Origin of the sequence: Celeribacter neptunius, assembly GCF_900113955.1 — a bacterium.
Taxonomy (GTDB): Bacteria; Pseudomonadota; Alphaproteobacteria; order Rhodobacterales; family Rhodobacteraceae; genus Celeribacter; species Celeribacter neptunius.
On sequence record NZ_FORH01000010.1, the window covers coordinates 1 to 24,122 of the forward strand.

General features: G+C 60.0%; 26 protein-coding genes. 18 read left to right on the forward strand and 8 right to left on the reverse strand.

Going from position 1 to position 24,122, the window contains the following annotated elements:
• The 11 genes from BM151_RS19680 to BM151_RS19730 all read left to right on the forward strand — a co-directional run.
• Positions 1-475, forward strand: a 475-nt coding sequence (locus BM151_RS19680) for a VirB4 family type IV secretion/conjugal transfer ATPase (protein WP_483862378.1), incomplete at its 5' end; no start/stop codon positions are given.
• Positions 472-687 carry a hypothetical protein gene (locus tag BM151_RS19685; RefSeq protein ID WP_028095514.1) on the forward strand — a complete coding sequence of 72 codons (216 nt, stop codon included), beginning with the start codon at positions 472-474 and terminating at the stop codon, positions 685-687. The genes BM151_RS19680 and BM151_RS19685, both read left to right, overlap by 4 nt.
• 4 nt (positions 688-691) lie before the next feature.
• Entirely contained in the window at positions 692-1,858 is a 1,167-nt protein-coding gene (locus tag BM151_RS19690; protein WP_090062937.1) for a lytic transglycosylase domain-containing protein, read from the forward strand.
• Positions 1,855-2,652, forward strand: a complete 798-nt coding sequence (locus tag BM151_RS19695; RefSeq protein WP_057796681.1) for a type IV secretion system protein — start codon at positions 1,855-1,857, stop codon at positions 2,650-2,652. The genes BM151_RS19690 and BM151_RS19695 overlap by 4 nt, the downstream gene beginning before the upstream one ends.
• Positions 2,653-2,666: 14 nt before the next feature.
• Positions 2,667-3,314, forward strand: coding sequence for a VirB8 family type IV secretion system protein (locus BM151_RS19700; protein WP_090062939.1), 648 nt, complete (start codon positions 2,667-2,669; stop codon positions 3,312-3,314).
• A complete protein-coding gene (locus BM151_RS19705; protein WP_149884459.1) occupies positions 3,311-4,012 on the forward strand; it encodes a TrbG/VirB9 family P-type conjugative transfer protein in 702 nt (233 codons plus the stop codon). The genes BM151_RS19700 and BM151_RS19705 overlap by 4 nt, the downstream gene beginning before the upstream one ends.
• A complete protein-coding gene (locus BM151_RS19710) occupies positions 4,009-5,334 on the forward strand; it encodes a TraB/TrbI/VirB10 family type IV secretion system protein (protein WP_090062942.1) in 1,326 nt (441 codons plus the stop codon). The genes BM151_RS19705 and BM151_RS19710 overlap by 4 nt, the downstream gene beginning before the upstream one ends.
• 1 nt (position 5,335) lies before the next feature.
• The gene (locus BM151_RS19715; RefSeq protein WP_090062945.1) at positions 5,336-6,370 is read left to right on the forward strand and encodes an ATPase, T2SS/T4P/T4SS family; all 1,035 of its coding nucleotides are present in this window, start codon (positions 5,336-5,338) and stop codon (positions 6,368-6,370) included.
• 16 nt (positions 6,371-6,386) lie between these two features.
• Positions 6,387-6,806 (forward strand): hypothetical protein, encoded by a 420-nt coding sequence (locus BM151_RS19720; protein ID WP_090062948.1) that lies wholly within the window; start codon positions 6,387-6,389, stop codon positions 6,804-6,806.
• Positions 6,806-7,831, forward strand: coding sequence for a TrbL/VirB6 family protein (locus BM151_RS19725; protein ID WP_090062951.1), 1,026 nt, complete (start codon positions 6,806-6,808; stop codon positions 7,829-7,831). The genes BM151_RS19720 and BM151_RS19725 overlap by 1 nt, the downstream gene beginning before the upstream one ends.
• A 139-nt stretch (positions 7,832-7,970) precedes the next feature.
• Complete coding sequence (locus BM151_RS19730; RefSeq protein ID WP_281245339.1) at positions 7,971-8,243, forward strand: helix-turn-helix transcriptional regulator; 273 nt, start codon at positions 7,971-7,973, stop codon at positions 8,241-8,243.
• A gap of 67 nt (positions 8,244-8,310) precedes the next feature.
• Here BM151_RS19730 and BM151_RS19735 read toward each other — a convergent pair whose 3' ends face one another.
• Positions 8,311-9,180: an NAD(P)H-binding protein gene (locus BM151_RS19735; RefSeq protein WP_090062956.1), complete on the reverse strand. Its 870-nt coding sequence runs from the start codon at positions 9,178-9,180 to the stop codon at positions 8,311-8,313.
• A 115-nt stretch (positions 9,181-9,295) separates the two neighbouring features.
• Here BM151_RS19735 and BM151_RS19740 point away from each other — a divergent pair, with 115 nt between their 5' ends.
• Positions 9,296-10,204 carry a LysR family transcriptional regulator gene (locus tag BM151_RS19740; protein WP_090062959.1) on the forward strand — a complete coding sequence of 303 codons (909 nt, stop codon included), beginning with the start codon at positions 9,296-9,298 and terminating at the stop codon, positions 10,202-10,204.
• Between the two features lie 68 nt (positions 10,205-10,272).
• On the opposite strand, the gene BM151_RS19745 is transcribed toward BM151_RS19740, so the two are convergent.
• Positions 10,273-11,160: a LysR family transcriptional regulator gene (locus BM151_RS19745; RefSeq protein WP_090062962.1), complete on the reverse strand. Its 888-nt coding sequence runs from the start codon at positions 11,158-11,160 to the stop codon at positions 10,273-10,275.
• 115 nt (positions 11,161-11,275) lie between these two features.
• Here BM151_RS19745 and BM151_RS19750 point away from each other — a divergent pair, with 115 nt between their 5' ends.
• Positions 11,276-12,016: an SDR family oxidoreductase gene (locus BM151_RS19750; RefSeq protein ID WP_090062964.1), complete on the forward strand. Its 741-nt coding sequence runs from the start codon at positions 11,276-11,278 to the stop codon at positions 12,014-12,016.
• A gap of 961 nt (positions 12,017-12,977) precedes the next feature.
• Here BM151_RS19750 and BM151_RS19755 read toward each other — a convergent pair.
• From BM151_RS19755 to BM151_RS19765, 3 genes are read right to left on the reverse strand one after another with little or no spacing between them, the layout of a single operon-like run.
• Positions 12,978-13,226: an Atu4866 domain-containing protein gene (locus BM151_RS19755; protein ID WP_177213235.1), complete on the reverse strand. Its 249-nt coding sequence runs from the start codon at positions 13,224-13,226 to the stop codon at positions 12,978-12,980.
• The gene (locus BM151_RS19760) at positions 13,226-13,810 is read right to left on the reverse strand and encodes a hypothetical protein (RefSeq protein WP_218151391.1); all 585 of its coding nucleotides are present in this window, start codon (positions 13,808-13,810) and stop codon (positions 13,226-13,228) included. The genes BM151_RS19755 and BM151_RS19760 overlap by 1 nt, the downstream gene beginning before the upstream one ends.
• 27 nt (positions 13,811-13,837) lie before the next feature.
• Entirely contained in the window at positions 13,838-14,560 is a 723-nt protein-coding gene (locus BM151_RS19765; RefSeq protein ID WP_090062969.1) for an SDR family oxidoreductase, read from the reverse strand.
• Positions 14,561-14,670: 110 nt separating this feature from the next.
• On the opposite strand from BM151_RS19765, the gene BM151_RS19770 reads away from it, so the two are divergent.
• The gene (locus BM151_RS19770) at positions 14,671-15,570 is read left to right on the forward strand and encodes a LysR family transcriptional regulator (RefSeq protein ID WP_090062972.1); all 900 of its coding nucleotides are present in this window, start codon (positions 14,671-14,673) and stop codon (positions 15,568-15,570) included.
• A gap of 114 nt (positions 15,571-15,684) precedes the next feature.
• Here the strand turns inward: BM151_RS19770 and BM151_RS19775 are convergent, their stop codons facing one another.
• The 3 genes from BM151_RS19775 to mobC are packed head-to-tail and all read right to left on the reverse strand — an operon-like array spanning position 15,685 to position 20,555.
• Entirely contained in the window at positions 15,685-17,640 is a 1,956-nt protein-coding gene (locus BM151_RS19775) for a type IV secretory system conjugative DNA transfer family protein (protein WP_090062975.1), read from the reverse strand.
• Positions 17,633-19,981, reverse strand: coding sequence for a relaxase/mobilization nuclease domain-containing protein (locus tag BM151_RS19780; protein WP_090062978.1), 2,349 nt, complete (start codon positions 19,979-19,981; stop codon positions 17,633-17,635). Before BM151_RS19780 ends, BM151_RS19775 begins: the two co-directional genes overlap by 8 nt.
• Complete coding sequence (mobC, locus tag BM151_RS19785) at positions 19,968-20,555, reverse strand: plasmid mobilization relaxosome protein MobC (RefSeq protein ID WP_090062979.1); 588 nt, start codon at positions 20,553-20,555, stop codon at positions 19,968-19,970. The genes BM151_RS19780 and mobC overlap by 14 nt, the downstream gene beginning before the upstream one ends.
• Positions 20,556-21,102: 547 nt before the next feature.
• Here mobC and BM151_RS19790 point away from each other — a divergent pair.
• The 4 genes from BM151_RS19790 (at position 21,103) to BM151_RS19805 (ending at position 24,108) form a co-directional block, all read left to right on the forward strand.
• On the forward strand, positions 21,103-21,822 hold the full coding sequence (locus BM151_RS19790) for a ParA family protein (RefSeq protein ID WP_007803318.1): 720 nt from the start codon (positions 21,103-21,105) through the stop codon (positions 21,820-21,822).
• A gap of 10 nt (positions 21,823-21,832) precedes the next feature.
• A complete protein-coding gene (locus BM151_RS19795; protein ID WP_040545943.1) occupies positions 21,833-22,474 on the forward strand; it encodes a hypothetical protein in 642 nt (213 codons plus the stop codon).
• Between the two features lie 161 nt (positions 22,475-22,635).
• Complete coding sequence (locus BM151_RS19800; RefSeq protein WP_043754644.1) at positions 22,636-22,875, forward strand: hypothetical protein; 240 nt, start codon at positions 22,636-22,638, stop codon at positions 22,873-22,875.
• 120 nt (positions 22,876-22,995) lie between these two features.
• Positions 22,996-24,108 (forward strand): Fic family protein, encoded by a 1,113-nt coding sequence (locus BM151_RS19805; protein ID WP_007803314.1) that lies wholly within the window; start codon positions 22,996-22,998, stop codon positions 24,106-24,108.
• The last annotated feature ends 14 nt before the right edge of the window (positions 24,109-24,122 follow it).

Here is a 24,122-nt window from a genome sequence, read left to right on the forward strand (position 1 = left end):
CCGGGTCGAGCGGGTGATCGAGGACCGCAAGCCCACCATCATCGTCATCGACGAGGCATGGAAAGCCCTCGACAACGCCTACTTTGCGGAGCGCCTCAGCAACTGGCTGGTGACCGCCCGCAAGCAGAACGCCGTCGTCGTGATGATGACGCAATATGCCAGCCAGCTCGAGCGCACGCGCACCGGCAAGACCATCGTGGAAGCGGTGCCGACGCAGGTGCTCTTGCCCAACATTCGTGCTTCCGCCGCTGACTACGCGATGCTCGGCCTGACCGAGAAAGAGCTCGACGTGCTTCTGGGCGTCGGCTCGGCCTCGCGGCTCGCGCTTGTACGCGACGACCGTGGTTCCGTCGTGATCGATGCCGATCTCAGCGCGCTCGGCCCGCTCGTGACCATCCTTGGCGGAATGGAGAAGGGCGAAGCGCTTGTCGGCGCCGATTATCGCGAACGTCCTGATTTCTGGAGAGTGACATGACCCGTACCATCATTCGCAGCGTAGTGCTGCTCGGGCTCGGCCTGACCCTGACAGCCTGTGCGCAGCATAACCCCCCGCAAGCCAACTGCTTCAATTTTCGCGAGGCTCCTGCGCAGGCAGGAACCGCCACCGCCACGATCTCGACCATGGGGGCGGAGGTCACGCGCCGCGACACGGCCTGCGATTTCGTCCTCTTGGGGGCGGGCGGCTGAGCCAATGCGGACCTGGCTTCCTCTCTCGATGATCGGCTTTGCACTGGCAGGTCCCACGGCGGGGCCAGCGGTCGCCCAAGGCGTGCCGACCTTCGATCTGCGCCTCTTCGCAGAGCGGCAGGCCATCCTTGAGCAGACCGATCGGGACCTGGCACTGCAGCAGGTCCGGCTAAGCCGAGAGGAGGAACTGGCCGAAATCGAGCGCCAGCAACTCGCCTCCCTCGAAGGGCTGATGGATGCCATGTCGCTTGGCGCTGGAGACGTGGCCGGAACCGTGGCGGGGCTCGAGGCGGGGCAGGGGGCGGTCGACGACGTCGAAAGCGCGGCCGCCAGTCTTTATGCGCCCGAGGACACCAATCCAGCGGCAGCGCGGATGTTCGGCGATGCCAGGGAGGGGATCGAGGAGCTGATCATCCGCGCAGCACGCGACACCCATAGTCTGTCCGGGGTCGGCCGCGCAGGTCTTTCGCTCGTGCAATGGCGCTGTCTCTTGCAGGCGCTGATCTGGCAGGAAAGTCGTTTCCAGATCGGGGCACGCTCACCCGTGGGGGCCTTCGGACTTACCCAGATCATGCCCGGTACCGCGGGCGATCTCGGGATCTACCCGGCCTATTACGACGATCCCTATCTGCAGGTCACCGGCGGTGCGCGATACCTCGCACAAATGCTGAACATGTTCGATGGCAACATTATCCATGCGCTCGCCGCCTATAACGCCGGTCCTGGCAATGTGCAGGATTATGGCGGTGTGCCGCCTTTCGCGGAAACCCAGCACTATGTCGTGGTGATCCCGCAGCAGTACAACAGCTACCTCGCGGCCATGGGCGGCATCGATGCGCTCGGCACCATCGACCCGGTCCTTCTGGCGAATGCGAGTTTCAGCCTCTCGGCCCACGGCGCAGGGGTCTATGGCGACTACTCGCTGGTCTCAGTCCGCGCGGCCGCCCTGCGCGTGCAGGACATCATCACCCGCATTGGCGAGACCGAGGATCTCCACGAGGCCATCGCGCTCAACACCTATGCCCGGGCCGAACAGGCCCGGCTGGTCGCAATCCGGACCCGGATCAAGGCCGCCCGAACCGAGCCACTCAGTGCCGAGCAGATCGCCTTGGCGGCGGCCCAGGCTGCCGAGCGGCAATTCATGGATTTCAGTCAGGAGGATTTGCGTTGAACCTGCGCCTGCCCCGTTCCCTTTTCGCCGGTAGCATTGCTCTCGCGCTCACCCTCAATGTCACCGGACCTGTCGCGGCACAGGGTGTGCCCACGGTGGACACTCAGAACATTGCTCAGGAAATCCGCCAGCTTCAACAGATGCTGCAGGATTTCGGGATCCAGACGGATCTTCTGGACAATGCGTTGGAGCAACTGGACATGCTGCAAAGCCAACTCGATCAGCTGAACGAGATGTATGCCTCGCTCACCGGGCCGCGCAGCATCCTCGGACTTGCCATGGGCGGGGACCTCGACACCTTGCTTGAGGCCAACTTCGAAGACATCCCCGGCCTGATCCGAGGCATCCAGGCGGGCGATTGGAGCGCTCTCATCGGGCCCAATGCCGGGCCCATGCGCACGCAGATGGAACAGGCGCTGGCAAGTGCCGGGTTCGACGAGGATTCTCTCCGCGAAATCGCCACCAGCGGCAATCCGGGCGCTGAAGGCGTGGCCACGCGGGCAACCACAGGTGCTGTGATGTCGGCAGCGGCGCAGAACAGCCACGCAGAGGCGGAACAGTCTCTCGAACGGGTGGAACGTCTGGTCGAGATGATCCCGGACATGGAGGATCTCAAAGCCTCGATGGATCACAACACCCGCGTCACGGCGGAACTCGCCATCGCTATGACCCGGATGTGGGAGCTGGAAGCGATTCAAACCCTAGGCGCAGGCAATGCAGGCGTGGTTGACGCCGCCACCGTTGCCGAAGAACGCCGCTACATGGACTTCACCTTGCCGGACCTTGAGCCATGAGTAGGGCAGGGGTGATGACTGCGCGCGAACTCGTGGAAGAGGAACTTGTCTACGGTGCCCTGCGCCGGGAACAGCTTTGGCGGATGATCGGCCTTTCTGGAGCAGGCTTTGGTGTATTCGGCTGTTTGACAGCTGCGGCTGTCGCGCTGATGGTCGAGACGCCGCCTCCCGTGGTTGTCCCCTACGATCCCGCGACCGGGATGGCGCTCCCCAATGCCACGGTTGAAACCGTGTCGCTCGCCGAACGCCCTGCCGTGATCGAAGCGCAAATCTACCGCTACATTCTCGACCGCGAAACCTACAACCAGCTCGACAACGATCTTCGTGTCCGCCGTGTCCTGGCGCAGTCTTCCGGGTCGGCCGAGGCCAGCATGCGCGAGATGTGGACATCGGGTCAGGAGAACTATCCGCCGACGCGATACGGGGCTGCGGCCGAGATGGCCGTTGAGATCGCATCGATCACCCTTATTGGCGATAACCGCGCCCAGGTCCGGCTCAGAAAGCGCCTGACAAGCCCGCAGGGGGTACAGGATGGATCGTTCACTGCCACGTTGATGTTCGAATTCCGGCCCGAGCGGACCCGCGCGATCGACGATGTCTGGCAAAACCCTTTCGGTTTCACCGTCACCCAATATGCCATCCGATCGGACCGTTCCGAATGACTAGCACTCCAATCTTTACCTTGTTGGCCGCCAGTTTTCTCACGTTCGCGGGATCGACTGCCTTGGCCGAGACCACGCCCCGCCCAGGTTCTCATGACAACCGCGTGCGCGTAGCGACCTGGACTGAAGGCCAAGTTTACCGTGTCGTCACGACTCTAACCCGCGTCACCACGGTCGAATTCGGTGAGGGTGAAACCATCCGCTCGATCATCGCCGGCGATACGGTCGGGTTTCAATTCGACGGTGTCCCGGGTGGCCGTGCCTTCGCCATTAAGCCGACAGCATCTGGCGTCGCCACCAACATCACCGTCTACACCAACCGCCGCTCCTACTACTTCCATGTCGTCGAAGCCCGGGAGACGCCGCATTATGTCGTGCAGTTCCGCTATCCTGAAAACCGCGTGCAACCCACCAGGGCGGTTGCGGCCGATGCGCCGAATGCGAACTATGCGGTCAGCGCCCGAGAAGAGTTCACGCCGACGGCCATCTGGGATGATGGTACCTTCACGTATTTCCGGTTCGCACGGAATGCGCCGGTGCCCGCCATCTTCCGTTATTCGAACGGCAGGGAACGCGCGGTGAACAGCCAAGCCTTGAGTGACGGCGTCATCCGCGTGTCCGGCGTCAACCGACAATGGGTCCTTCGACTTGGCGAAGAGGTGGTTTGCGTCCAGGACGCAGGACAGGCCACATCATGACCGAAGGTACGGAAGACCTCGCCGCGCGCCTCGCGGCTCTCGAAGGCTCGACAGGCAAAGCGAAGGCAAGCAAGCGGCCTGCGCCGCTTGCCGCGATCCTTGGGGTCGTCGGCATCGCGGCAGCAGGCGGTCTGGCATGGGCTGCCCTGCAGCCGTCGGCAGAAGCGCCAATGGCGACCGCCGCGCCGGAAGAGTTCCAGAGCAGCGGCCCCGGATTCGGAGATCTGGCGCTGATTTCTGCCCCGGAGCCCAGCCAAGCCCCGCCTGCGGACACAGGTCCGAGCGAGTCGGAACTCGCGCTGATGGAAAGTCTTGCGACATTGAGAGCGGAACTCGAGGAACTGCGCGCAAGACCGGCCGAGGCCGCGGATAGCGGGGCGGAGCAGGCTATTGCCGACCTGACGGCGCAAATTGCCACCTTACAGGAAGCATCCGCCGAGGCGCAGCGTGCCCTCGAGCGGCAACTGACCGAGCGGGATCGCGAATTGAATCAGCTCCGCATGGACTTGGAGCTTGCACGGCTTGTACCACCAGAGCCGAGCTCATTGGGACCAAGTGAAGAAGAATTGCGGCTGGCCGAACTCGAAAGGCGGCGCGCAGCCGAAGCTGAGGCCCGCGCAGAGCGCATCGCGTCTCCTATGATCGCGTTCTCCGGGATGGGCGCGGGTGCGGATAGGGAGAATACGCTGGAAGCCGCGCGTCTGAATGCAGATGAAGCCTTTGTTCGTTCGGGCGCGCAACCAGCACAGGTGACACGTGCCGAAGTGATCGCGAACCCATCGAACACGGTTGTTCAAGGCACCATGATTCAGGCTGTGACAGAGACGGCCCTCGACAGCACACTGCCCGGCGCGATCCGCGCCATCGTCTCGGAAGACGTCCATTCTTTCGATGGAACGCGTATCCTGATCCCGCGCGGCGCGCGGCTGATCGGGCGCTACCGCTCCGATGTCGCACTTGCCCAATCGCGCGTCATGGTGGCATGGGATCGGATCATCTTGCCCGATAATCAGACCGTGCAGATCAGCGCCTTCGGTGGAGACGAACTCGGCCGTACTGGCACCACCGGGTTTGTCGACACCCGTTTCGCGCAACGCTTCGGCTCCGCCGCGCTGATCTCCTTGATCGGCGCCTTGCCTGCGGCTGCAGCGGGTCAAATCGACAGCGAGGCGGCGGCCGATGTTGCGAGTGATGTCGGCAGCGACCTGCGCGATAGCACGCAAAGCGTGATGCAGGACTATCTGGCGATCCGGCCAGTGATACATGTCGATCAGGGTACACGGATCACGGTCATGGTTGATCGTGACCTCGAGATTTTCTGACATGGCTGCAAGTTATCTGGAAGCGTCGCTCGACCGTTTCGGCCCCGAGGTCCTGCGCGACGACACGATCGAGATCTGCATCAATCCCGACGGACAAGTCTGGGGCGAATTCCAGGGCGACCACTTCATGCGAGGTCTCGGCAGCCCGCTGAGCCCAACCGAGATCAAGGACCTCGGCAACCAGATTGCCTCCGCCGCCTCGACCACACTCAGCACCAAGAAGCCTATCGTCTCGGTCTCGATCCTATATCGAGATCGCCCGATCCGCGCGCAGGTGATCCAGCCGCCGGCAGTCGAGGGCGGGTTTTCGATATCACTGCGGTTTTTCTCCTCCCTGCCGCTAGAGGCGATCCGGCTCGGATTTCTCTATGGCAAGGAGCGCAGCCTCGAAGGCTTGCGCCGCGAACGTAACGCCGCACTGCGCGATGTGGTGACATCCGGCGACATCGGCGCCGCGCTGCGGTTTTGCGTCGAGAACAAGCTCAACATGATCGTCTCGGGTGGCACGTCGACCGGCAAGACGGTTGCGGCGCGCAAGATCCTTTCGCTGATTCCGCCCGAAGAGCGGATCATCACCATCGAGGAGGCGGCCGAGCTGCGCCCCGAGCAGCCCAATGCCGTGACGTTGATCGCGGACCGGGACACGGATGCCCGCAGTGCCGATGTGCTCTTGGCCTCAACGCTTCGCATGCGACCCGACCGGATTGTCCTAGGCGAAGTCCGCGGTCGCGAGGCGATGACGTTTCTCGAGGCAATCAACACCGGCCACGGTGGATCGCTGACTACGCTGCATGCCGAGACCCCACAACTTGCTGTTCGCCGCCTCGCCATCGCCGCCCTGAAAACCGATGTGCCGATGACCTATGCCGACATGATCGATTACATTGAGGGCTCGATCGACGTGATCATTCAGGCAGGCCGCCATGAAGGCGCGCGCGGGATCACCGAGTTCTTCCTCCCGGGTCAAACCACAGATTTGAACCTCGACACGGTCGACGGCAGAGGCAACAAGAGCCCCTCCGTTGCCGCTGAGTAAAAAAGGAACACCCCAGATGCGAAAACCAATTCTCGCACTCATGCTTGCCGCCTTGGCGGGCCCCCTTGTGGCGCAGACTTCGCCTCAGGTCTCAAGCGATCTCACGGTCGATATGTCGCCTCAACAGTACCGGATCTGCAACGATCGTCCGGCGCGCCCGACCTGGATGGACGAAATCAATCCGCGTGAAGCCTACAAGGCGCTGACGTTGATGGACCTTTATGAACTTCGGGCATGGGAACAGATTGTCGAGACAGGCAACTGTGCTTGCGATGTCCGCTTCCCGTCCTGGGAAGATGCCTCTGAGGAATTCGATGAAAAGTACCTTCTGGACTCGGCTGCGGAACACACAACCGCGCAGCGGGACATCAGAAGGCAGCGGAATGATCTACGGTTGGCAGTTCAGGAAATCTGCGAAGCTCAGGGCAACTGGTAATGGGCGTCGTCAGCTGGATGGTCGGAACCGCAGACGCGTTCCTTGTCGATGCGGCCGAGTCCCAGTTCGGGGCAGTGGCAAGCAATACCGGCACGATCGTCCTGCTGATGGTTACCCTCTCTCTGATTGGCGTCTGCATCAACATGGCATTCCAGTTCCGCAGCATGGATGGGGCCAGCTTCTTCTGGTATCTCATCAAGCTGACACTGATAGGCCTCTTCGCCTTCAACTGGGCCAATTTCAACGCGGTATCCAACGCTGTGATCGGGGGCCTCGACTATGTGGCGGGCGCGCTGGTGTCGTCCGTTGGCGGGGGTGGCGCAGGCGCAACCCATTTCGCAGGAGAGTTCGACAACCTGATCGAGCGCTTCGCGACATATCTGAACGCGATCGGCAGCAACCTGAACTGGATGACAGGCGCGATCCTGGGTGGGATCGGCCTGGTGCTCCTCAGCCTCCTTGGCTTCATGACCGGGATCGTCCTCATCTTCGCCAAGATGATGCTGACCCTGATGCTGGGCCTCGCACCGATCATGATCGCGCTGTCGCTCTTCGATGCAACCAAGGATTTCTTCCACAGATGGGTCTCGACGACAGTCAGCTATGCCTTCTACCCCATCGTAATCGCAGCAATGTTCTCTACCGTCGTCGGCATGGCGAATTCGCTGCTAGCCCAGCTCGGTGATCCGAACTCGGCAACCAACATCGGATCGCTCGTGCCGTTCTTCGTCATGGTTTTCCTGGCCAAAGGATTTGTAGCAGCAACACCCCTGATCGTTCGCGGCATCTCGGGAAACCTAATGGTGGCGGCGCCACCGGCGATCGTCAGCGGGTCCGCAGGGGTACTGCGAGGGCTGGCTAACACATCTGGTGTCCAGGGCAGGGCGCGGATAGGGGCGCTCACGACGGGGGAGGCGATTGGACGTGGAACTGTACACGCTCCTGCTGCGGTAAAGAGCGCCGCGGCGACGGCGAGCGCGCAGGTGGTCAGGATGGCGGAACGGGCAAAACGTTTGCGAGAGTAGAAAGGAGAAAACAGCCTTTCGCCGCACTGTGCATGAACTCACACAATGCGGGACAAAGTGCGAATTCGCTGCATGTGCGCCTATGTCCGCTTTGGCGGATGCACAACTTTCTCTGACGTTGACGGCTATCCACGAAGACATGAGGCGCAAATGGACACTCAAGTCTCTCGCTGAAAACGCAAGCATGTCCCGGTCCGTATTCGCGCGGCGCTTCCAAGACGTACTGGGTGAAACGCCAATGGACTATCTGGCAAACTTGCGCATGGCGAAAGCAAGCGAGCAACTCATGACCTCAAACAACACGATTTCAGAGGTTGCCGAGCGCGTCGGGCATCAGTCTGGGAATGCTTTCAATACCGCCTTTAAACGTGTCGTGGGCGGCACACCCAGACAGTTTGCCACCCAGTTTTAATTACCGTATCCGGCAACCGTATCAGAGTGTTGCCCTGAAACGGTTGCCTTTCCGAGGCAGTCCCTGTTCATCCTCGTCCCAGATGTCGTCTCACAACATCCTGCATCGGACGTGGTTCTCGACCCAGCAGTCGCTCAAGCGTAGGGTCTACTATTGCGAATTCCCCTGCCTGTGCGGCGCGGTAGTAACCCAGAATGACGCTTTTGACCGCTCCGGGTAGGTTGGCTCGCTCCAAGTTTTCGATCATATCTTCTTCGCTGACGATCTGGCGCTTGATTGTCCTTCCAGTCGCCCCGCTTGCCATCTGCGCGAGGTCAGCAAGGTCAAGCCCCACGCTGCCGGTGAGGGGGGGCGTTACGCCTTCGAACGTCTCTTTTCCAGCCAGCAGAAGCGCATCGGCTTGAGCCAAGTCTTCATGGGTCGTCCAAGCCACCTTGCCATCCGCCGGCCCCACCAAATTGCCATTCGCAAATCCCTGCGCATTCATATTCATGGCGCTGTCCGCATAGAACCCGTGCCGCATGGACGTCCACGCCAGACCTGATGCAGCCAACATTGTTTCCGTTGCGGCATGATGGCGCCCAGGCGGGAAATGCGACTGCTCATTGGCCGACACCTGGCTGGTGTAGAGTAGCCGTTCGACACCCAGTTCCTTGGCCACAGAAATCGCCGTTTCGTGCTGTTGCAACGGGTCGCCTCCACTGGAAGCTGCATTTGAGGACACCAGCAGTACTCGGCTGGCCCCTTCCCACGCGTGGCGCAGGCTGTCAGCGTCTTCGTAATCCCCACGCCTTACGCGTACACCACGAGCAGCGACATCGGCCAGTTTTTCCGGGTCACGTACGCTGACTCCGATTTGGTCCGCTGTCACGAGGCGCTGCAGAGCCTCAACCACAAGTCCGCCTAGTTTTCCCGAGGCTCCTGTAATGATGAGCATTGTCAGTCTCCATTTTCTGAAACGCGCCAGGTGGCGCAATACGTAGTGATGATCGACAAGATGACTGTTCTGCATTTATAGGATAAGGTATGGAAATTAGATTGGACTGTTCTCAATGAAGAACAATGTTTCTGCTGATGATCTCGCCGTTCTTCTGGCTGTTGTCCGTGAGGGCGGCTTCCGCGCAGCTTCACAGCGGCTCGGCATAGCAGCCTCAAAGGTTAGCACCACGGTCTCGCGGATAGAATCGCAACTTGGCACCCCCGTGCTGCGCCGCACAACGCGCAGTCTGCACCTGACGCAAGCGGGGCAACTTTTGGTGGATCGTGTGGGTCCATTGTTATCCGCAGTGAATGCTGCCTGCCATGACGTTGCAACGCTTGGAGGGCAGGTACAGGGGCGGTTGACCCTCAACGTGCCTGGGGCGGTCATGCCGGATATATTGCCGCCTCTGCTTGCCGCATATCGGACGCAGCATCCAGATGTGGAGGTTGAGATCACGGTAGAGAGCGATCTCGTCGATATTGTTGCGGCAGGCTGTGATGCGGGCATTCGCTACGGCAGCGTGCTGGAGCAGGACATGATCTCGATACCGATCGGGCCGCGCAGGCAACAAATGGCGATGGCCGCGTCGCCAGCTTATCTTGATGCGCACGGGGTGCCGCAAGTTCCCAAAGACCTCACCGCCCACGTCGCGATCCGTTACCGGCTGGACGCGGGCCCTTTGCTTCCATGGACACTGCAATGCAAAGGACAGTCCGTGAAAGTGGAACCCCAAAACGCGCTTATCCTTAGCGTAGGCGCGCTCAACACTGGCCTGCGATATGCGCAAGCGGGAATGGGAATCATATATACCTTCCGCAACTGGCTGGAGGATGATTTCGAAAGTGGAAAGCTGTTGCCCGTGCTGCCGAGTTGGTGGCCCTACATTGAGGGGCCACACCTCTACTATCCGAGCCGCTTTGCACCAAAACCCCTGCGGGCCTTTATCGAGATATGTCAGGCTACACCCGCTGAAGCGTAAGCATACCCTCGCCAGCACGTTATCCGCATAAAGAAACTGCCGAGTCTCGATATGCTGATCACCCTTGGTCATCGATGCGAAAATGCTTGTACGGCCCAGTCAATGAACACGCGCACGCGCGGCGACAGGTATCGGTTGCTTGGATAAAAGATCGAAACAGGGGACGGGGCCGGTGGTGTGTCGCTGAGGAGTTCGATCAAGCGCCCTGCGGCAAGATCTTCGGCAGCAGAATAGCGTGGTTTTTGGATAATGCCGAGGCCAAGCCGGGCGCAATGTGCCAATGTGTCTGCGCCGCTTACAGTGATTGGTGTCGGGAGTGAGACCGTGCGCAGGATACCATTCTGAACAAATTCGAGCGGCAAGATAGACCCTGTCGCGGTAGAGCGGAATCCGATCATCTGGTGGCCTTTGAGCGCGTCAATGTTTTGCGGTGTGCCGAACCGTTCAAGGTAGGTCGGGGCCGCACAGGTGACCTCTTCAAGGTCCGTCAATTTGCGACCGGTCATGTTGCTGTCGACCGGATCACCCACCCGTATCGCGCAGTCTATACCTTCGCGGACCAGATCAACCAGTCGATCCCCTTCTCCGATATGGATCTCAATGTTAGGAAAACGCGCCATGAAGTCTGGCAGCGAAGGCAACAGAAAATGCCGCGCTAGGACACCATGGGTTTCGATACGCAGCGAGCCTTTCGGCGTAGTTCTTGCAAAGGCGTCTTCGGCATCTTCAATCTCGGATAGGATTGACAGGCAGCGTTGATAATACGCTTCACCATCCAGCGTTGGGCGCACGACCCTTGTAGTACGGTGCAGCAGGCTCACGCCCAATCGGGCCTCAAGTGCTTTGATCGCATCTGTGACCGTTGATCTTGGCAACCCCAGATCAGTTGCGACTTTAGAAAAGCTTCGCACTTCTACAATTCGCACGAAGACGTTCATGGCATCAAGACGGTCCATTTATTATCCGATCAAGAAGAATAGTGATGTCAGATTGTAGTGGATTATCCAAACTATAGAAATGCCTATTGTTCCTAAAAGGTCGGCATAGGGCCGATCAGAGAAAGGAAAAAATATGGCTACTAACGAAAACAGAACAGCATTGGTGACTGGTGCTTCACGTGGGATTGGCGCGTCGATAGCCGAAAGGTTTGCAGCGGATGGTTTCAATGTCATCGTCAACTATGCTGGAAGCGAAGCAGCCGCACATCAAATTGTTGAAAAGATCGAAACAGCAGGCGGTAAAGCCATCGCAGCTCAAGCCGACGTGTCGGATGCGGTCGCTGTCAAACGGATGTTCGACTCCGCTGAAGCTGCCTTTGGCGGAATCGACATCCTAGTCAACAATGCGGGCATTATGAAGTTAGCACCTATTGCAGGTAGCGATGACGCTCTCTTTGACACTCAAGTCGCAATCAATTTCAAAGGCACGTTCAACCTGTTGCGCGAAGCCGCAAATCGCCTTCGTGATGGCGGTGCAATCGTTAACTTATCGACGAGCGTCGTCGGATTGAAACTTGAGACTTACGGCGTCTACGCTGCGACCAAAGCTGCCGTTGAATCAATGACAAGCATTATGGCCAAGGAACTTCGTGGGCGGTCGATCACTGTAAACACAGTCGCCCCTGGCCCAACAGCAACGCAGCTTTTCCTAGACGGCAAGCCACAAGAGGTCGTTGATCGTATGTCAAAAATGGCGCCCCTGGAACGGCTCGGGACACCGCAGGATATCGCAAGTGTTGTGGCGTTTCTCGCAGGACCAGATGCCGCTTGGGTCAATGGCCAGACCTTGCGCGCAAACGGGGGCATAATCTGATCCTCCGCACTGGAGGCGTATGCATATTAATACGCCTCCAGTGCCATGCATAAAGTCCGATACTTGGGCTGGTATTCAGGCGTTAATTTGGCATTTCGCAGGGACGATATTGCATGGATCAGCAGCGAAAGTGAGTAAAGACGTGATTTCTTGTCATCCAGTAAGTTGGTACAAGCGGCCATTGGATTTGACTGCATTATCCGTTGAGACGGGCGCTTTCCCCTCTTTCGCCGCGTGAGGAACGAACGGCGGCTAAGTCGAACAAAGGCTTAGAGTGTCATTTCGCCACACAACGCCCGGACACGAAAGTCGCGAGACAAAGCTGACGCCGGCGGCCTTGGTTTGGAGGACCGGTTTGCGGTGCTTCTGCGGCGACAATTTCGCATGTTCTGTTCAGCGCAGCATCTATGGTGCGTACCAAGGCACTGATGTCATATCCGGAGACAATCTGGTTCATTTACGTCGAGCGTGCATCTAATCCGACTGGCTCCTGCCGATCCGTAATTGGCATCCAAGGACAAGAGTTGATTTCTGATCAGGTCCAGATCGCTTTGATCGATGCGCCCCGTATACCGCAAAAGAAATGAAGCACTATTAAACGGCGAAAAGTCGTATACTGCAATGCCGCAACAATCGGGTTCACAGAATGTCGCATTGTTGTTGATCATGCAGAGTAGCGGAAATCCAAGTTTCATTCTTTACAGCCAATTTTGATCGAAGCCCCAGTCGCTGTGCGTGGCGGACCTTTGTATGCTGTGCAGCACCCGGTAGTCAGGGCTCTGCCAATGAAGTCGCCACATAGACCTCAATGGCGGGGCGGACCTTAGGGTGGAATTCTGCCCGTTCTCACATTAGACATCATAGAGGAGGAACCATCCGACTGACGTGACATTGCGACAGGTGAGCGATTCAGAACCCACCCACCTGCCTGCAATCTGGCGGCATGTGCGACCCTTACAGACTACTTTCGATATAGGATCATGCCAGCGTGATGCAGGACGCCGTCGATGAAATCGCCGTCCGCCGTGAAACCGGTGTCGTCCCAGTACTCAATGTGGTCACCCGTGATGTCATAGCGGCCAAGATAGGCACGCTCCCGTGTTCCACGGGCTTCCACGTAACGACCGTTTGCCAGAAGCTCATGCCGAATTCGGCCGTCTTGTGTGATCCACATGCCCACATAGCGGTGGGTCGCGTCTGCCTCAGCCATCATTTCGCCTTCGGTTGTTCCAGAAAAGAAGCGATCTCCTTGGGTTCAACGACCCAAGCATAGTTGAGCTCGTGGCGGATTTTCCATGCGCCGCCGTCGCATTTCCACCCCAGCTGGGAGCGGCCATCAAAGGCGATCTCCTCACCGTCCAGTCGGTCGATCAAGCCGACGAATCCCAGCGTGGTTGAAGCGACGTTGTCATCGACCATCTGTTCGTAACCATCGGTCAAACCGTGCCGAATAGACCGCGCAGCATTTTGCAAGTCTTCCCAGTTGGCGCCATATCGGACACCATTGCGGAAAAGTTGGGTCTCGCCCGGTGCGAAGTTGTCGTAGAACACACCAGCGGGGTCTTCGAGATCGTAGTAGCGTGCCATCTTGTTCGTGAAGACAAAATCGGGGTCGCCCTCGCGGCGCTCCCATCCGTCCATGATCCAGTCGGCATGGAGGGCCAGCGGCGCATCCGGGCCGTCCTTTGGACAGGCGTTGCCCTGCGCCAGAACCGGGCTGGCAGTTGCAAGGACGACCGCTGCCATCATCGAGGAGGCAGCAAGTGCCAGTTTTTGAGTCTTGTGTTTGAACATGTTTTTTCCTTTGGGTATGAGAGGGTTTCAGTTGGCCGATGCTGTCGGCCGGATGGTAATCTCGCTTGTGTCGACACCCTCCGGTGCTTCGATGACATGCCTCACGGCCACGGCGATATCCGCAGGCTGAAGTGCTACTTGTCGCCACTGCGCCATCGCCTTGGCGGTTTCCGGGTCGGTGATGGTCGAGGCTAGTTCGGATTCGACAACGCCGGGCTGCACACAGGTCACGCGGATCGTGTCGCTTTCCTGACGCAAGCCCTCAGAAAGGGCCCGGACCGCGAACTTGGTTGCGCTATAGACGGCAGCCGTTGGAACAACGCGGAACCCACCGATTGATCCGAGATTGATGATCTGGCCAGAGCGTTGCCGAGTCATCATCGGCAATACGGCCCCAATGCCCCACAGAACGCCCTTTATGTTGACGTCTACCATGGTCTCCCATTCGTCGAACTTGCCCGCGGCGAGCGGCGAAAGTGGCATGACCCCAGCATTGTTGATGAGCACGTCGATGCGGCCCCAGCGGTTGACCGCTTCATCGGCAAATGCCGTCACGGCTTTGCGATCGGTGACATCGAGCGACACGGCGTGTGCGATCCCACCGGTTTCCCGGATTTCAGCGGCCAGTGCCTCGATCCGGTCCAGCCTACGTGCGCCGAGCAGAAGGCGTGCCCCGGTGGAACCGATCTCTCGCGCAAGAGCAGCGCCAATGCCGCTGGATGCACCCGTGATCAAAATAACCTTGTCCATGTATTGCTCCTTTCAGGTTGAAGTCTTCAAGTCACAACCGGAAGGTAGACGCAGCTGATTGTCGTCGGTATCCTCTCATTGTTAACCTCGTTGGTTAGCAGAAAGCGACAATGGCATTTGATCTGAACCTGTTGACCCTGTTTCTGGCGGTCGCCGAAGAGGCGAATTTCCGCGCGGCTGCCGACCGGCTAGGCGTCACCCGCTCGGCCGTCAGTCAGGGAGTCAGGCGGCTTGAAGATAATTTTGGTATAGCGCTTGTCACCCGAACCACACGCAGCGTGCGCCTGACCGAAGCGGGCGAACAATTGCGCGATTCATTGATACAGCCGTTGGCGGATGTGCAATCGGCAGTGGAAGAGGTGATGAGCACCACCGCCCCGCGCGGTCTGCTACGGATCGCGGCAACCTCCATCGCCGAGCAGTTTCTGTCCGGACCTTTGATCGCATCCTTTGCAGAAGCATGTCCGGAGGTCACCATCGACATCACGGTCACAGATGACGAGTTTGACATTGTAGCCGCCGGTTTTGATGCGGGTGTCAGGTTGGGCGAGGTGATCGAGCAAGATATGATCGCGGTCTCCTTGACCGGAGATCAGCGCGAGGCCGTCGTTGCGGCACCCTCTTATCTCGAAATTCATGGCGTGCCGCAGCACCCCAGTGATCTGGCCAACCACCGCTGCATCGGATGGCGTCCCACTCCCGGGGTCGCGCCGTACAGATGGGAATTTGAAGAGAACGGTCGCGCCTTCGATGTCGCAGTCGATCCGCAGATCACCACCAACGATCTGCTTACGATGATCCGAACGACGATAGCTGGCGGAGGCATTACTTTTGCGACCGAAGAGACGCTACGTCCTTATCTTGAGCGCGGCGAGCTTGTGTCTCTTCTACAAGATTATCTGCCGCCGTTCACAGGGTTCTACCTGTACTTTCCGAACCGGCGAAACATGGCGCCGAAACTGCGCGCGCTCGTTGATCACGTGCGACAACATAGGCGCGCAATCGGATAACGTGCCATAGGCAGTTTGCAAATAGCCGCCGTTCATCTACCGCACAGCATCGGTCGTTGTGGGCTCGGAGCCGTTATTCGCCGCGCCTTGCGCGAAGGTCCGCAGTTGAGAAACTCATCCATGCTCCGCAATTATCGTCCTAGTCGTTTGAACGGCGGATTCCAGCGCCGCCCGGTTAGCACCCCTGATCCCCAATCCCTCGACATCAAGTGACAGCTGACCCTGGCCACCACCTGTCGCAGCAGCCCGAGCCGCTCGGCTGCGGGCTTTCCCTGAACTCCCTGGATTAGTCGTCTTTGCGCTCGGCGCATTCGCGCCGACGTCCCGCGCGACATTTGCCGCCCGCATCTCTTGCAGTTCCTGCTTCAGCCTCTCCACCGTCTCGCGGGTCTCGGTCATCTGCCGATCCCGCCGCAGGCCGTCCTCGTCCGGATACGGGAAACTCCCCGATTGACCGGCGTGCAGAACCTTCAGCGCCGGGTCCTCGAAATACTTGATCCGCCGAGCCCGGATCGGCATCTGCGCATCGATCACAAGGATCACCTCGTCGAGGTCCATGCGGCGGGCCTGGTCTTCCGTCAGGAGCGGCGTGTCCTCCGTCCGTTCAGAGACGCTACGTCCCTCGAACGGGTTGCGCCCGACGGCGCGCGACCGGGTCACCACGCGTTTGGTGGTCTTGCCGACAGCCTGGCTGAGCTCCTCGATGGTCTTCTGCTCGGAGGGGGTGAGGTAGAGTTTCACGCCGGCGCCGCCCTGCAGCGACCTGCGGGTGTTTTCACCATAGATCTCGTCCAGCGCCGGGATGGTTTGGGTGACGATGGCGAGGTTCCCGCCGAAGGAGCGCAGCGTCTTGATGCTCTCGGCGACGATTGGCATCTTCCCGAGCCGGTCGAATTCGTCGAGCATGATCATCACCGGCCAAGGCTCGTCGTCCCCCGGCTCCTGCGCCTGGAGCGATGCGATTAGGTCGGAGAAAAACAGCCGGATCAGCGGGGCCAGCGGGCGGATCATCTCGGACTCGACAACGAGATAGATCGCGTGTGGCCGCCGCCGGATGTCCCGGAAGGAGAAATCCGAGGTCGCGGTGGCCGCGTCGATGGCACGGTTGTCCCAGGTGTCGAGACCCGAGGTCATCAGGAGCGATAGGTACGAGGTCAGGGTGTCGTTGTTGGTCGAGGCCATGCGCTCGAAGATCAGCTTGGCCGAGGTGTTCTTCACCTCATGCGCACGTTTGAGATACTCCTTCTGCTTGTCGCCGCCCGAGGCGGTGATGCGGTAGATCTCGCCAATGGTCGGCACGCCACGTTCAAAGGCCAGAAGGCCGGCCGCCACGAAGAGATCGATGCCGCCAGCAAGAAGGCCGCTCAGCTTTTCGTTGTCGGTCTGCAGGAAGAGCTTGGCGGTGAGCTTCAACTCCATCTGCTGCCGATCGGGGTTAGTCATGGCTGCGATACGGACCAGCGGGTTGTAACGGTGGGTCGGGCGGTCCCAGTCGGTAGGCGCGAAGCGGAACACCTTGTCGCCCATGCTGGCGCGGAAGCGCGAGGTCTCGCGGAAGTTCTCGCCTTTCACGTCGAGAACCACGGCCGAGCCCTTATAGGTCAGCAGGTTCGGGATCACGAAACCCACGCCCTTGCCCCGGCCCGTTGGCGCAACGATCAGCGCGTGGGGGAAGGTTTTTGAGACTAGGAACGGGCGCTTGGTTTTCGGGGAGCCGAGCTTGCCCAGAAGGAAGCCGCCGCCGGGCTTGGCAAAGAAACCGTTCCTCTTCATCTCGCTGCGAGTCTGCCAATGCGTCGTCCCGAAGCGAGTCAATGCTTCCCCCAGAAGCGTGACGCTCAGCATCAGCGATGCCAGGCCGAAGCCGCCGAGGATGAGGTTCACCCAGAGGAAGTCCTTCGGCGCAGACTGAGACAGACCCCGATATTCGCGGGCGAGCAGGGTGACGTCGAAACGCGTGGGTGAAAGCCCATAGCGGAACATGACAAACCCAGTCGCCACGACATAGCCCATGGCGAGGCCGACCAGCACGAGGCTCAACACTCCGATGGCGATCTTGCCTTTATCCATGGGTGATCCCCTTCTCACCATGTGCCGCGGCGTGGCGCGCGCGCTGCGCCTCGATCTGCTCTTCGGCCAATGCATCTAGAACGCGCTCCATCGCCGGACCGTGCGCAGTGACCTCGCTGCTTTGAAGATAAGTCCTGGCGAGCTCCAGCTGGCGCAGCGGATCCTCCGTGAACTTGTCGAGAACTTCTGCATTGCCGGCCCGCAGCGCGTCGATTGCGTCGGGGCCTAGTCGGTCGTTGACCTGTTGGACGATGTCCTGCTGCTCTGCCTCGGAGAGCGGGGCCACGCCTTCGGCGTTTCGCACAAAGGCCATGACGGTTGGCGCTGTCTCTTCCAGATACCGGCGCTCGGCGTAGTCTTGTCGCGCCTGGTCCTCAATCTCGAAACTGCGCTCGCTGATATAGGCACGCGACGCACCGATCGAACGAAGGTGATTGATTTCGCCCCTAACGGCCTGCCCGAATTCATCATCCGGCATCTCCGTGCGATAGCGGGCGAGGGTGCGGAGCTCTTCCGTGATCGGACCGAGATGATCCGAAGGATCCCGCAAGGCGAGGTCCATGTCGCCAGCATGCAGCGTGCGGTCCTGCTCCGATACCGCATATTGCGGCGGCATTCGACTGTCAGTTATCTGTTCCCAAGCCATCGAGGCCAATTCGGCATGCTGCGGAGATCTCTGCGCATAGGCGTCGAACGCGACGCGGGCCTCTTCAACCTCCACGGCACCTGCCCGCCGGACGGACGGGTCGTCGGAGAACGGATGATCGAAATCCGTCCGGCGGAACTGCGCCACCAGCGCTCTGAACGCCTGCCGCTCCGATGGGGCAAAGATGTCGGACCCATCTTGCGCGAGATCACTCCCAGGTGTCGTCAACCGTTCACCAAGCGCTGCCTCAGCGTCATCCACCTCGTCGACCTCGGTTGGCGCGCGCAGGACGCGTACATCGGTCAAAACATCGCCCAGCCGAACATGCACGGCTTCCAGCCGGTCGAGCGCGTCTTCCCGGTCCGCAGATTTCTCCAGATCGAGGTCGCTTGCTTTGGCAATCCCCTGCAGATCCTGTGCCAGCCACTGGCGCTCCAATGCGGCATTGCCTGCCCCCTCCCGCAGGCGCGCGGCCACAGCCTCGGCATCGATGCCCGTGCCTTGCAACGCTTCGGCCAGCTTTGGTGCCACCTCTCCATCGTCAAGACGCGCGAGGTGATCTTCACTGGCGTTTGGCCTTGCATAGATGCCGTCCCGGGACGGAGCATCGACCAGGGCGGCGGAGCGATCCCCGAGCGGGTTCAAATGCGCGACCGAGGCCAGAACGTCGGTCAGCTTGCGCTCGATCACCGGCCTCTCGGCCGCCGGCGCCCTGTCGATCGCCGCCTCGATCTGGCGAATGTTCTGAGAAAACTCGGTGATCAGCGTGTCGAACGCTGCTTCGTCTTGGGACATGTAGATGGCTCCGTCAGCTTGCATCTGACCGCCACTGGCAAGGATGGTGCTGGCCCGCTCGAGCGCTTCGGCCACGTCGTCGAAATTCGAACGTGACGCCTCCGCCGCGAGCCCACGGTAGATCAACGCCTTGTGCCTGACGGTTTCCAGAGCGGCCCCCAGGTCCGCGCCGGTTCTCTGGCGCTCAACTGGGGGACGACCTTCGTCGCGAGCCTTGTAGATTTCATCGATCTCGGCGCGGTAGGTCGTGACGCCGCGATCCAGACGACGCGTCGCCTCAAGGCGGATCCCATGAACCCGGGCCGCCTCGACCATCGCCTCGCGAAAGGCGTCGTAGTTGAAGTGATGATCCTTCCCGAGAAAGAACATTTCGCCATCCTTGCTGCGGCGGTTCAGAACGATATGCGCATGTGGATGCGCGCGATCTTGGTGTATTGCAGCAATATAGTCGAATTGCGAGCCCTCACCTTGAAAGAACTTCTCGCAGACGGCCTGGGTGATATCGCGCACCTCTTCACCACTGGTCCCAACAGGGAATGCCATCAGCAGATGCGACGTATGGCCAAGCTTTGGGCTGTAGCGCTCGTTCCACTGGTTCTCGAACCGCCGCGCCACGCGGTTGATCTCGGCTTCCGAGAGCTGCTTCTTCCCGTCATGGGTGCCGCGACTGTCGAGGATATGGGTCGACTTTGTCGTGAGATATGTGAGCTGCGCCCGTAGCTGCGCCCCGGTGTGGCAACCCCCTTTCGAGATAGCCTTGAAGATCGCTGGCGAATAGCCGCGCGCGGCCCGAACCATCTGCGCGCCCTTGGAAAGCCCCTGCCAAGATCCCGAAACTCGGCTCCAGCCGCGGTCAAAGAGCGCCGGGTCGATGCCACGGACCCGGTCACTCCGCGCCATTCTCATCCCTCTCGGCGAGGTCCGCTAGGGCAGAGCTGATCTCAAGGTCCAGCACGCTGCGCCGCGCACGCGACATCTCCTGGACCTGGTCGGCCAGATCGAAGACCAGACCCGCAAGGGCGCGGACGTCACGGTGACTTGAGGCCGGGTAGGACAGTCTCTCGCCCCGCACCTTGGCCTCGTTCAGACGTCGCGCGATCTGGTTCACGTTGTTGCCGACCCGGTTGAGAGCGGCGCCGAGGTTGCGCAACTCGTCACACATCTCGTCGTCGGGCAGGAAAACACCTTCGGCCGCCAGCATCAGGCGGCGCATGGCATCCGAGCGGTGCGCAATCCCGCGCCGCGACAGCGCCGCGTCGAACCGGCGCAGGTCGTCGTCCGAGACCCGGATCCCCACAACCCGCGATCGGCTGCCGTTCGCTGTCTGACGCTCATCCCGGTGGTTCACCACGTTGTAGATCGTCTTCAGGCTGACATCGTAGCCCGCGGCCAATGCCGCCGCGGAGACGCCGTTCCGGCGCTCTTGGGCGATGGTCGATCGTTCGATCTCTGACAGTCTGCGGCGGCGGGGCATTTTGAAGTTAACGTTCCTATTTCTTGCCAACTTCGTACAAGCCCGCCGACTCCCAACGCAAGTGGAGTCGGCGGGCTTGTACTCAATGTAGAAAATCGCCCTGCAGGGGCGATTTTCCGTCCTTTGTCAAATGGATCGCGCGTCGCGCTCATTGCACCACGCGATGCGGTCTCCGCATCGCGCATCGCGTCTTTCGCGCCCCGTCTCTTGCACCCCGCAAGACGGGTTTTGCTGCGTGCTAACCGGCTCGCGTCACCCGCAGAACGACATACGCGAGACTGCCTCCCGTCGTCTGGAGCGCGCTAACCGTCACCTGCATTCTGTCCGAAGCGCATCGCCAAGCGTATCCCGACACTTGGAGGGTGTGTGATGCCCCGCGGCGAATGCTGATGGCGCCACGGCAGACGTCGCACGGTCATCGCACAACGCCGCCCGCTGCATGCCAAACGCGGGTCGCATCCCGACTTCTGCTTGACCCCTCCGCCTCATGCGTTTAGCGACATTTGGGTATTATCGTTGCGATTCACTATTTTTGCGGAGGATCAGAATGCCGAACGAAAATCTTGTGGTGATCGCAGCGATGGCCCGGAAAGGGGGCAGTGGAAAAACGACGCTTTCGCGCGCCTTGATCAGCGCCGCGATCGCCGCCGGACGCAGAGTGATGTTGATCGACACGGACAGCACGAGAGTACTCGGTGCCTGGCATGCTCGGGCGGAAACCGGTGGGCTGAGTTCGCCGCTTCTCTGCTCGGTCACCGTCGAAAGCGTGGCGGGTGTCGAGGATCAGATCAATCAGGTCTACATGGCAGGCACGGCAGACTTCATCTTCATCGATACCGCAGGGGTCGGTGCCGAATGGTCAGACGGCATTGCGGTGCTTGCGGACCACATCGTGACGCCCGTCATGCTGTCGACGTCTGATTTCGATGTCGGAGCGCAGACTTCTGATTGGTTTGAGAAACTGAAATCCCGTGTTGACGACCCCTCCAGCCTTCCGCGCCACCACGTCGTCCTCAACATGGTCGACCCGAAAACGACCCGTGCTGACGCCGCCCTGATTGAAGAAGCGCTCACCCGTTTTCCGGTGATTGAGACCGTCATGATGCGACGAAACACTTACAAGGAGATGGATCAGAAGGGGCTTCTCCACGCCTTGGCGCTGGAAAAGCAATCCGATCCGAACCCCCTTATGCGTCCACATGTACGTCATGTCGTCGAGGCGCTTGAGGAGGCGACGGACATTCTCAACAACATTCTTGCTGCGTGAGGACAGTCGATTGCGCAAGAAGATCCCGACCATCACTAGGCCCGACCCAGCCTACGCCGCCACCCTGCAACAGGGTGACCGCGAGGTTCCCGAGAAGGAGGAAGAGGTACAGGTCACAGCAACAAAGACAGGCACCCCAGTCGCTGACGTTGGCGCTGATCGGCACGAGTCAGAGCGTGCGCCGAAAAGTGCCGTGGCGCCGCACCAAGTCACCGCGGAAAGCTCTGACCCGCATACCAGCCTGAGAGCTCCCGTTTCGGCACGAGCTTTGAGCCCGACCCGGAAGATCGACATCAGGGTCAACGCACTCGAACGACAGGAAGCAGCGCTGGAAACTTGTGGTGTTGAGCCGGCACATGTGGTGCGTGCCGCCCTGCGCCGTGCAGTCAAAGGCTGGCAACTGTCGCCGGTCTTCGCGCCAATTGCTGAGGAGCGGCGCACTCGAAACACGCAGTGGCAGGCCCGGACATCACTGGCAGTCGATGCGGCCAGCCTGGGTATGCTCCTTCGGGACCACGACCCCCTCGACGTCTTGAGTAAATGGGCTCTGATCCGCGGCCAAGTGGAACCACGCATATGGGGCGAGATCGACAAAATCTTGGAAGAAATTGCCGTTCGCGCTGCATCGCCGCATGAGCAGCACACACCGTAAGAGATCTATCTGAAAAGATAACTTGCATTTCGCCGGTGGATTTTCGCCCAACGGCAGAAGCTCGCCTTGCAGTTGCGGAAAACGTGGCGCTATTGAGCGTCATATAGATTTTCAGACCTCAGTGGTGACGAGTTACGAGGTCCATTTAGGAGGAACGCATTATGAACACGAAGCCCCGCCTGACTGGCGAACCGATCATGCGCATCCTCTGCAAGACATCTGAAAATCTGGTTGGCTACCTGTACCAATGGAACAATGGCGACGTGCAGCCTGCCTGGTTCGACGGCGCCATGGCGGACGTTCGCTATGAACCATTCATTCAAGCGACGGAACAGAACCCAGTCGATCCGAAGACCCCCAGACCGCGTCAGCAAGATCTGACGCACCTTGAAAAGGCCTAGCTCAAGGCCTCGCGTCGGTTTGTGGGTCATCCCATCCCGCAGGTCCTTTGAGCGATAGAGTTGACTTCTATGCCTCAAAAGTGATCTATCTGTGAGTTATAGAAAGGATATCTATAACTCATGGCTTGGAACTGGACGCTGCCTGATTGGCCGGATTTCCGGTATGACGCCTCCGCGCTGGAGCCGTTTGAGCAGACGTTCCTGCTGTCGTCCGGAGAAATCCTCGGCGCGGTCCATCATGTCAGCCAGCCGGAGCGCGAGCAACTCCGCATCGAACTGCTCAGCGAGGAAGCAATGCAGACGAGCGCCATCGAGGGTGAAATCCTCGACCGGCTCAGTGTCCAGTCTTCGTTGCGCCGCCATCTGGGCCTCGATCCGGACAGCTACCCTGCCAAACCGCGCGAACAGGGCGTCGCGGAAATGATGGTCGACGTCTATTCCAGTTTTGCAGAGCCGCTGACCCATGAGACGCTGTACCGCTGGCATCGAATGCTCCTGTCCCATGACAGTCGGTTGGAAACCATCGGGGCCTACCGACAACACGCCGAGGCGATGCAAATCGTTTCCGGCCGCCTTGACCGGCCCACGATCCATTTCGAAGCGCCGCCCTCGGAGCGGGTCATGCCTGAGATGGAGCGATACGCGGATTGGTACAACAAGACCGGGCCGGGGGGAGCAGAGCCGCTTCCAGCGCTGACGCGCGCAGGGCTAAGCCACCTCTATTTCGAGAGCATCCACCCATTCGAAGACGGCAACGGACGCTTGGGTCGCGCCCTCGCTGAAAAGTCGCTGGCGCAGAATATTGGCCAGCCGACCCTCATCTCGCTCGCCTTCACCATCGAGAAGCAGCGCAAGGCATACTACGACCAGCTCGAGCAGCATCAAAAAACGCTCGATGTGACCGATTGGCTCGTCTGGTTCGCGGAAGTTGTCTTGAAAGCCCAACAGGCAACACTCGACCGCGTCGGCTTCTTCATCAGCAAGGCACACTTCTACGATCGTCACAGAGACCACTTGAACGAACGCCAGGCCAAGGCCATCGCTCGAATGTTGCGGGAAGGCCCTGGCGGTTTCAAAGGCGGCCTCAGCGCCGACAACTACCTCAAGATCACCGGAACCTCACGCGCGACCGCGACCCGCGATCTGCAGGATCTGGTCGAGAAGGGCGTGCTCGCTCGAACCGGCGAGCGGAGGCACACGCGATACTGGTTGAAACTCGACTGGAGTGAATAAAAATTGCATGAAAA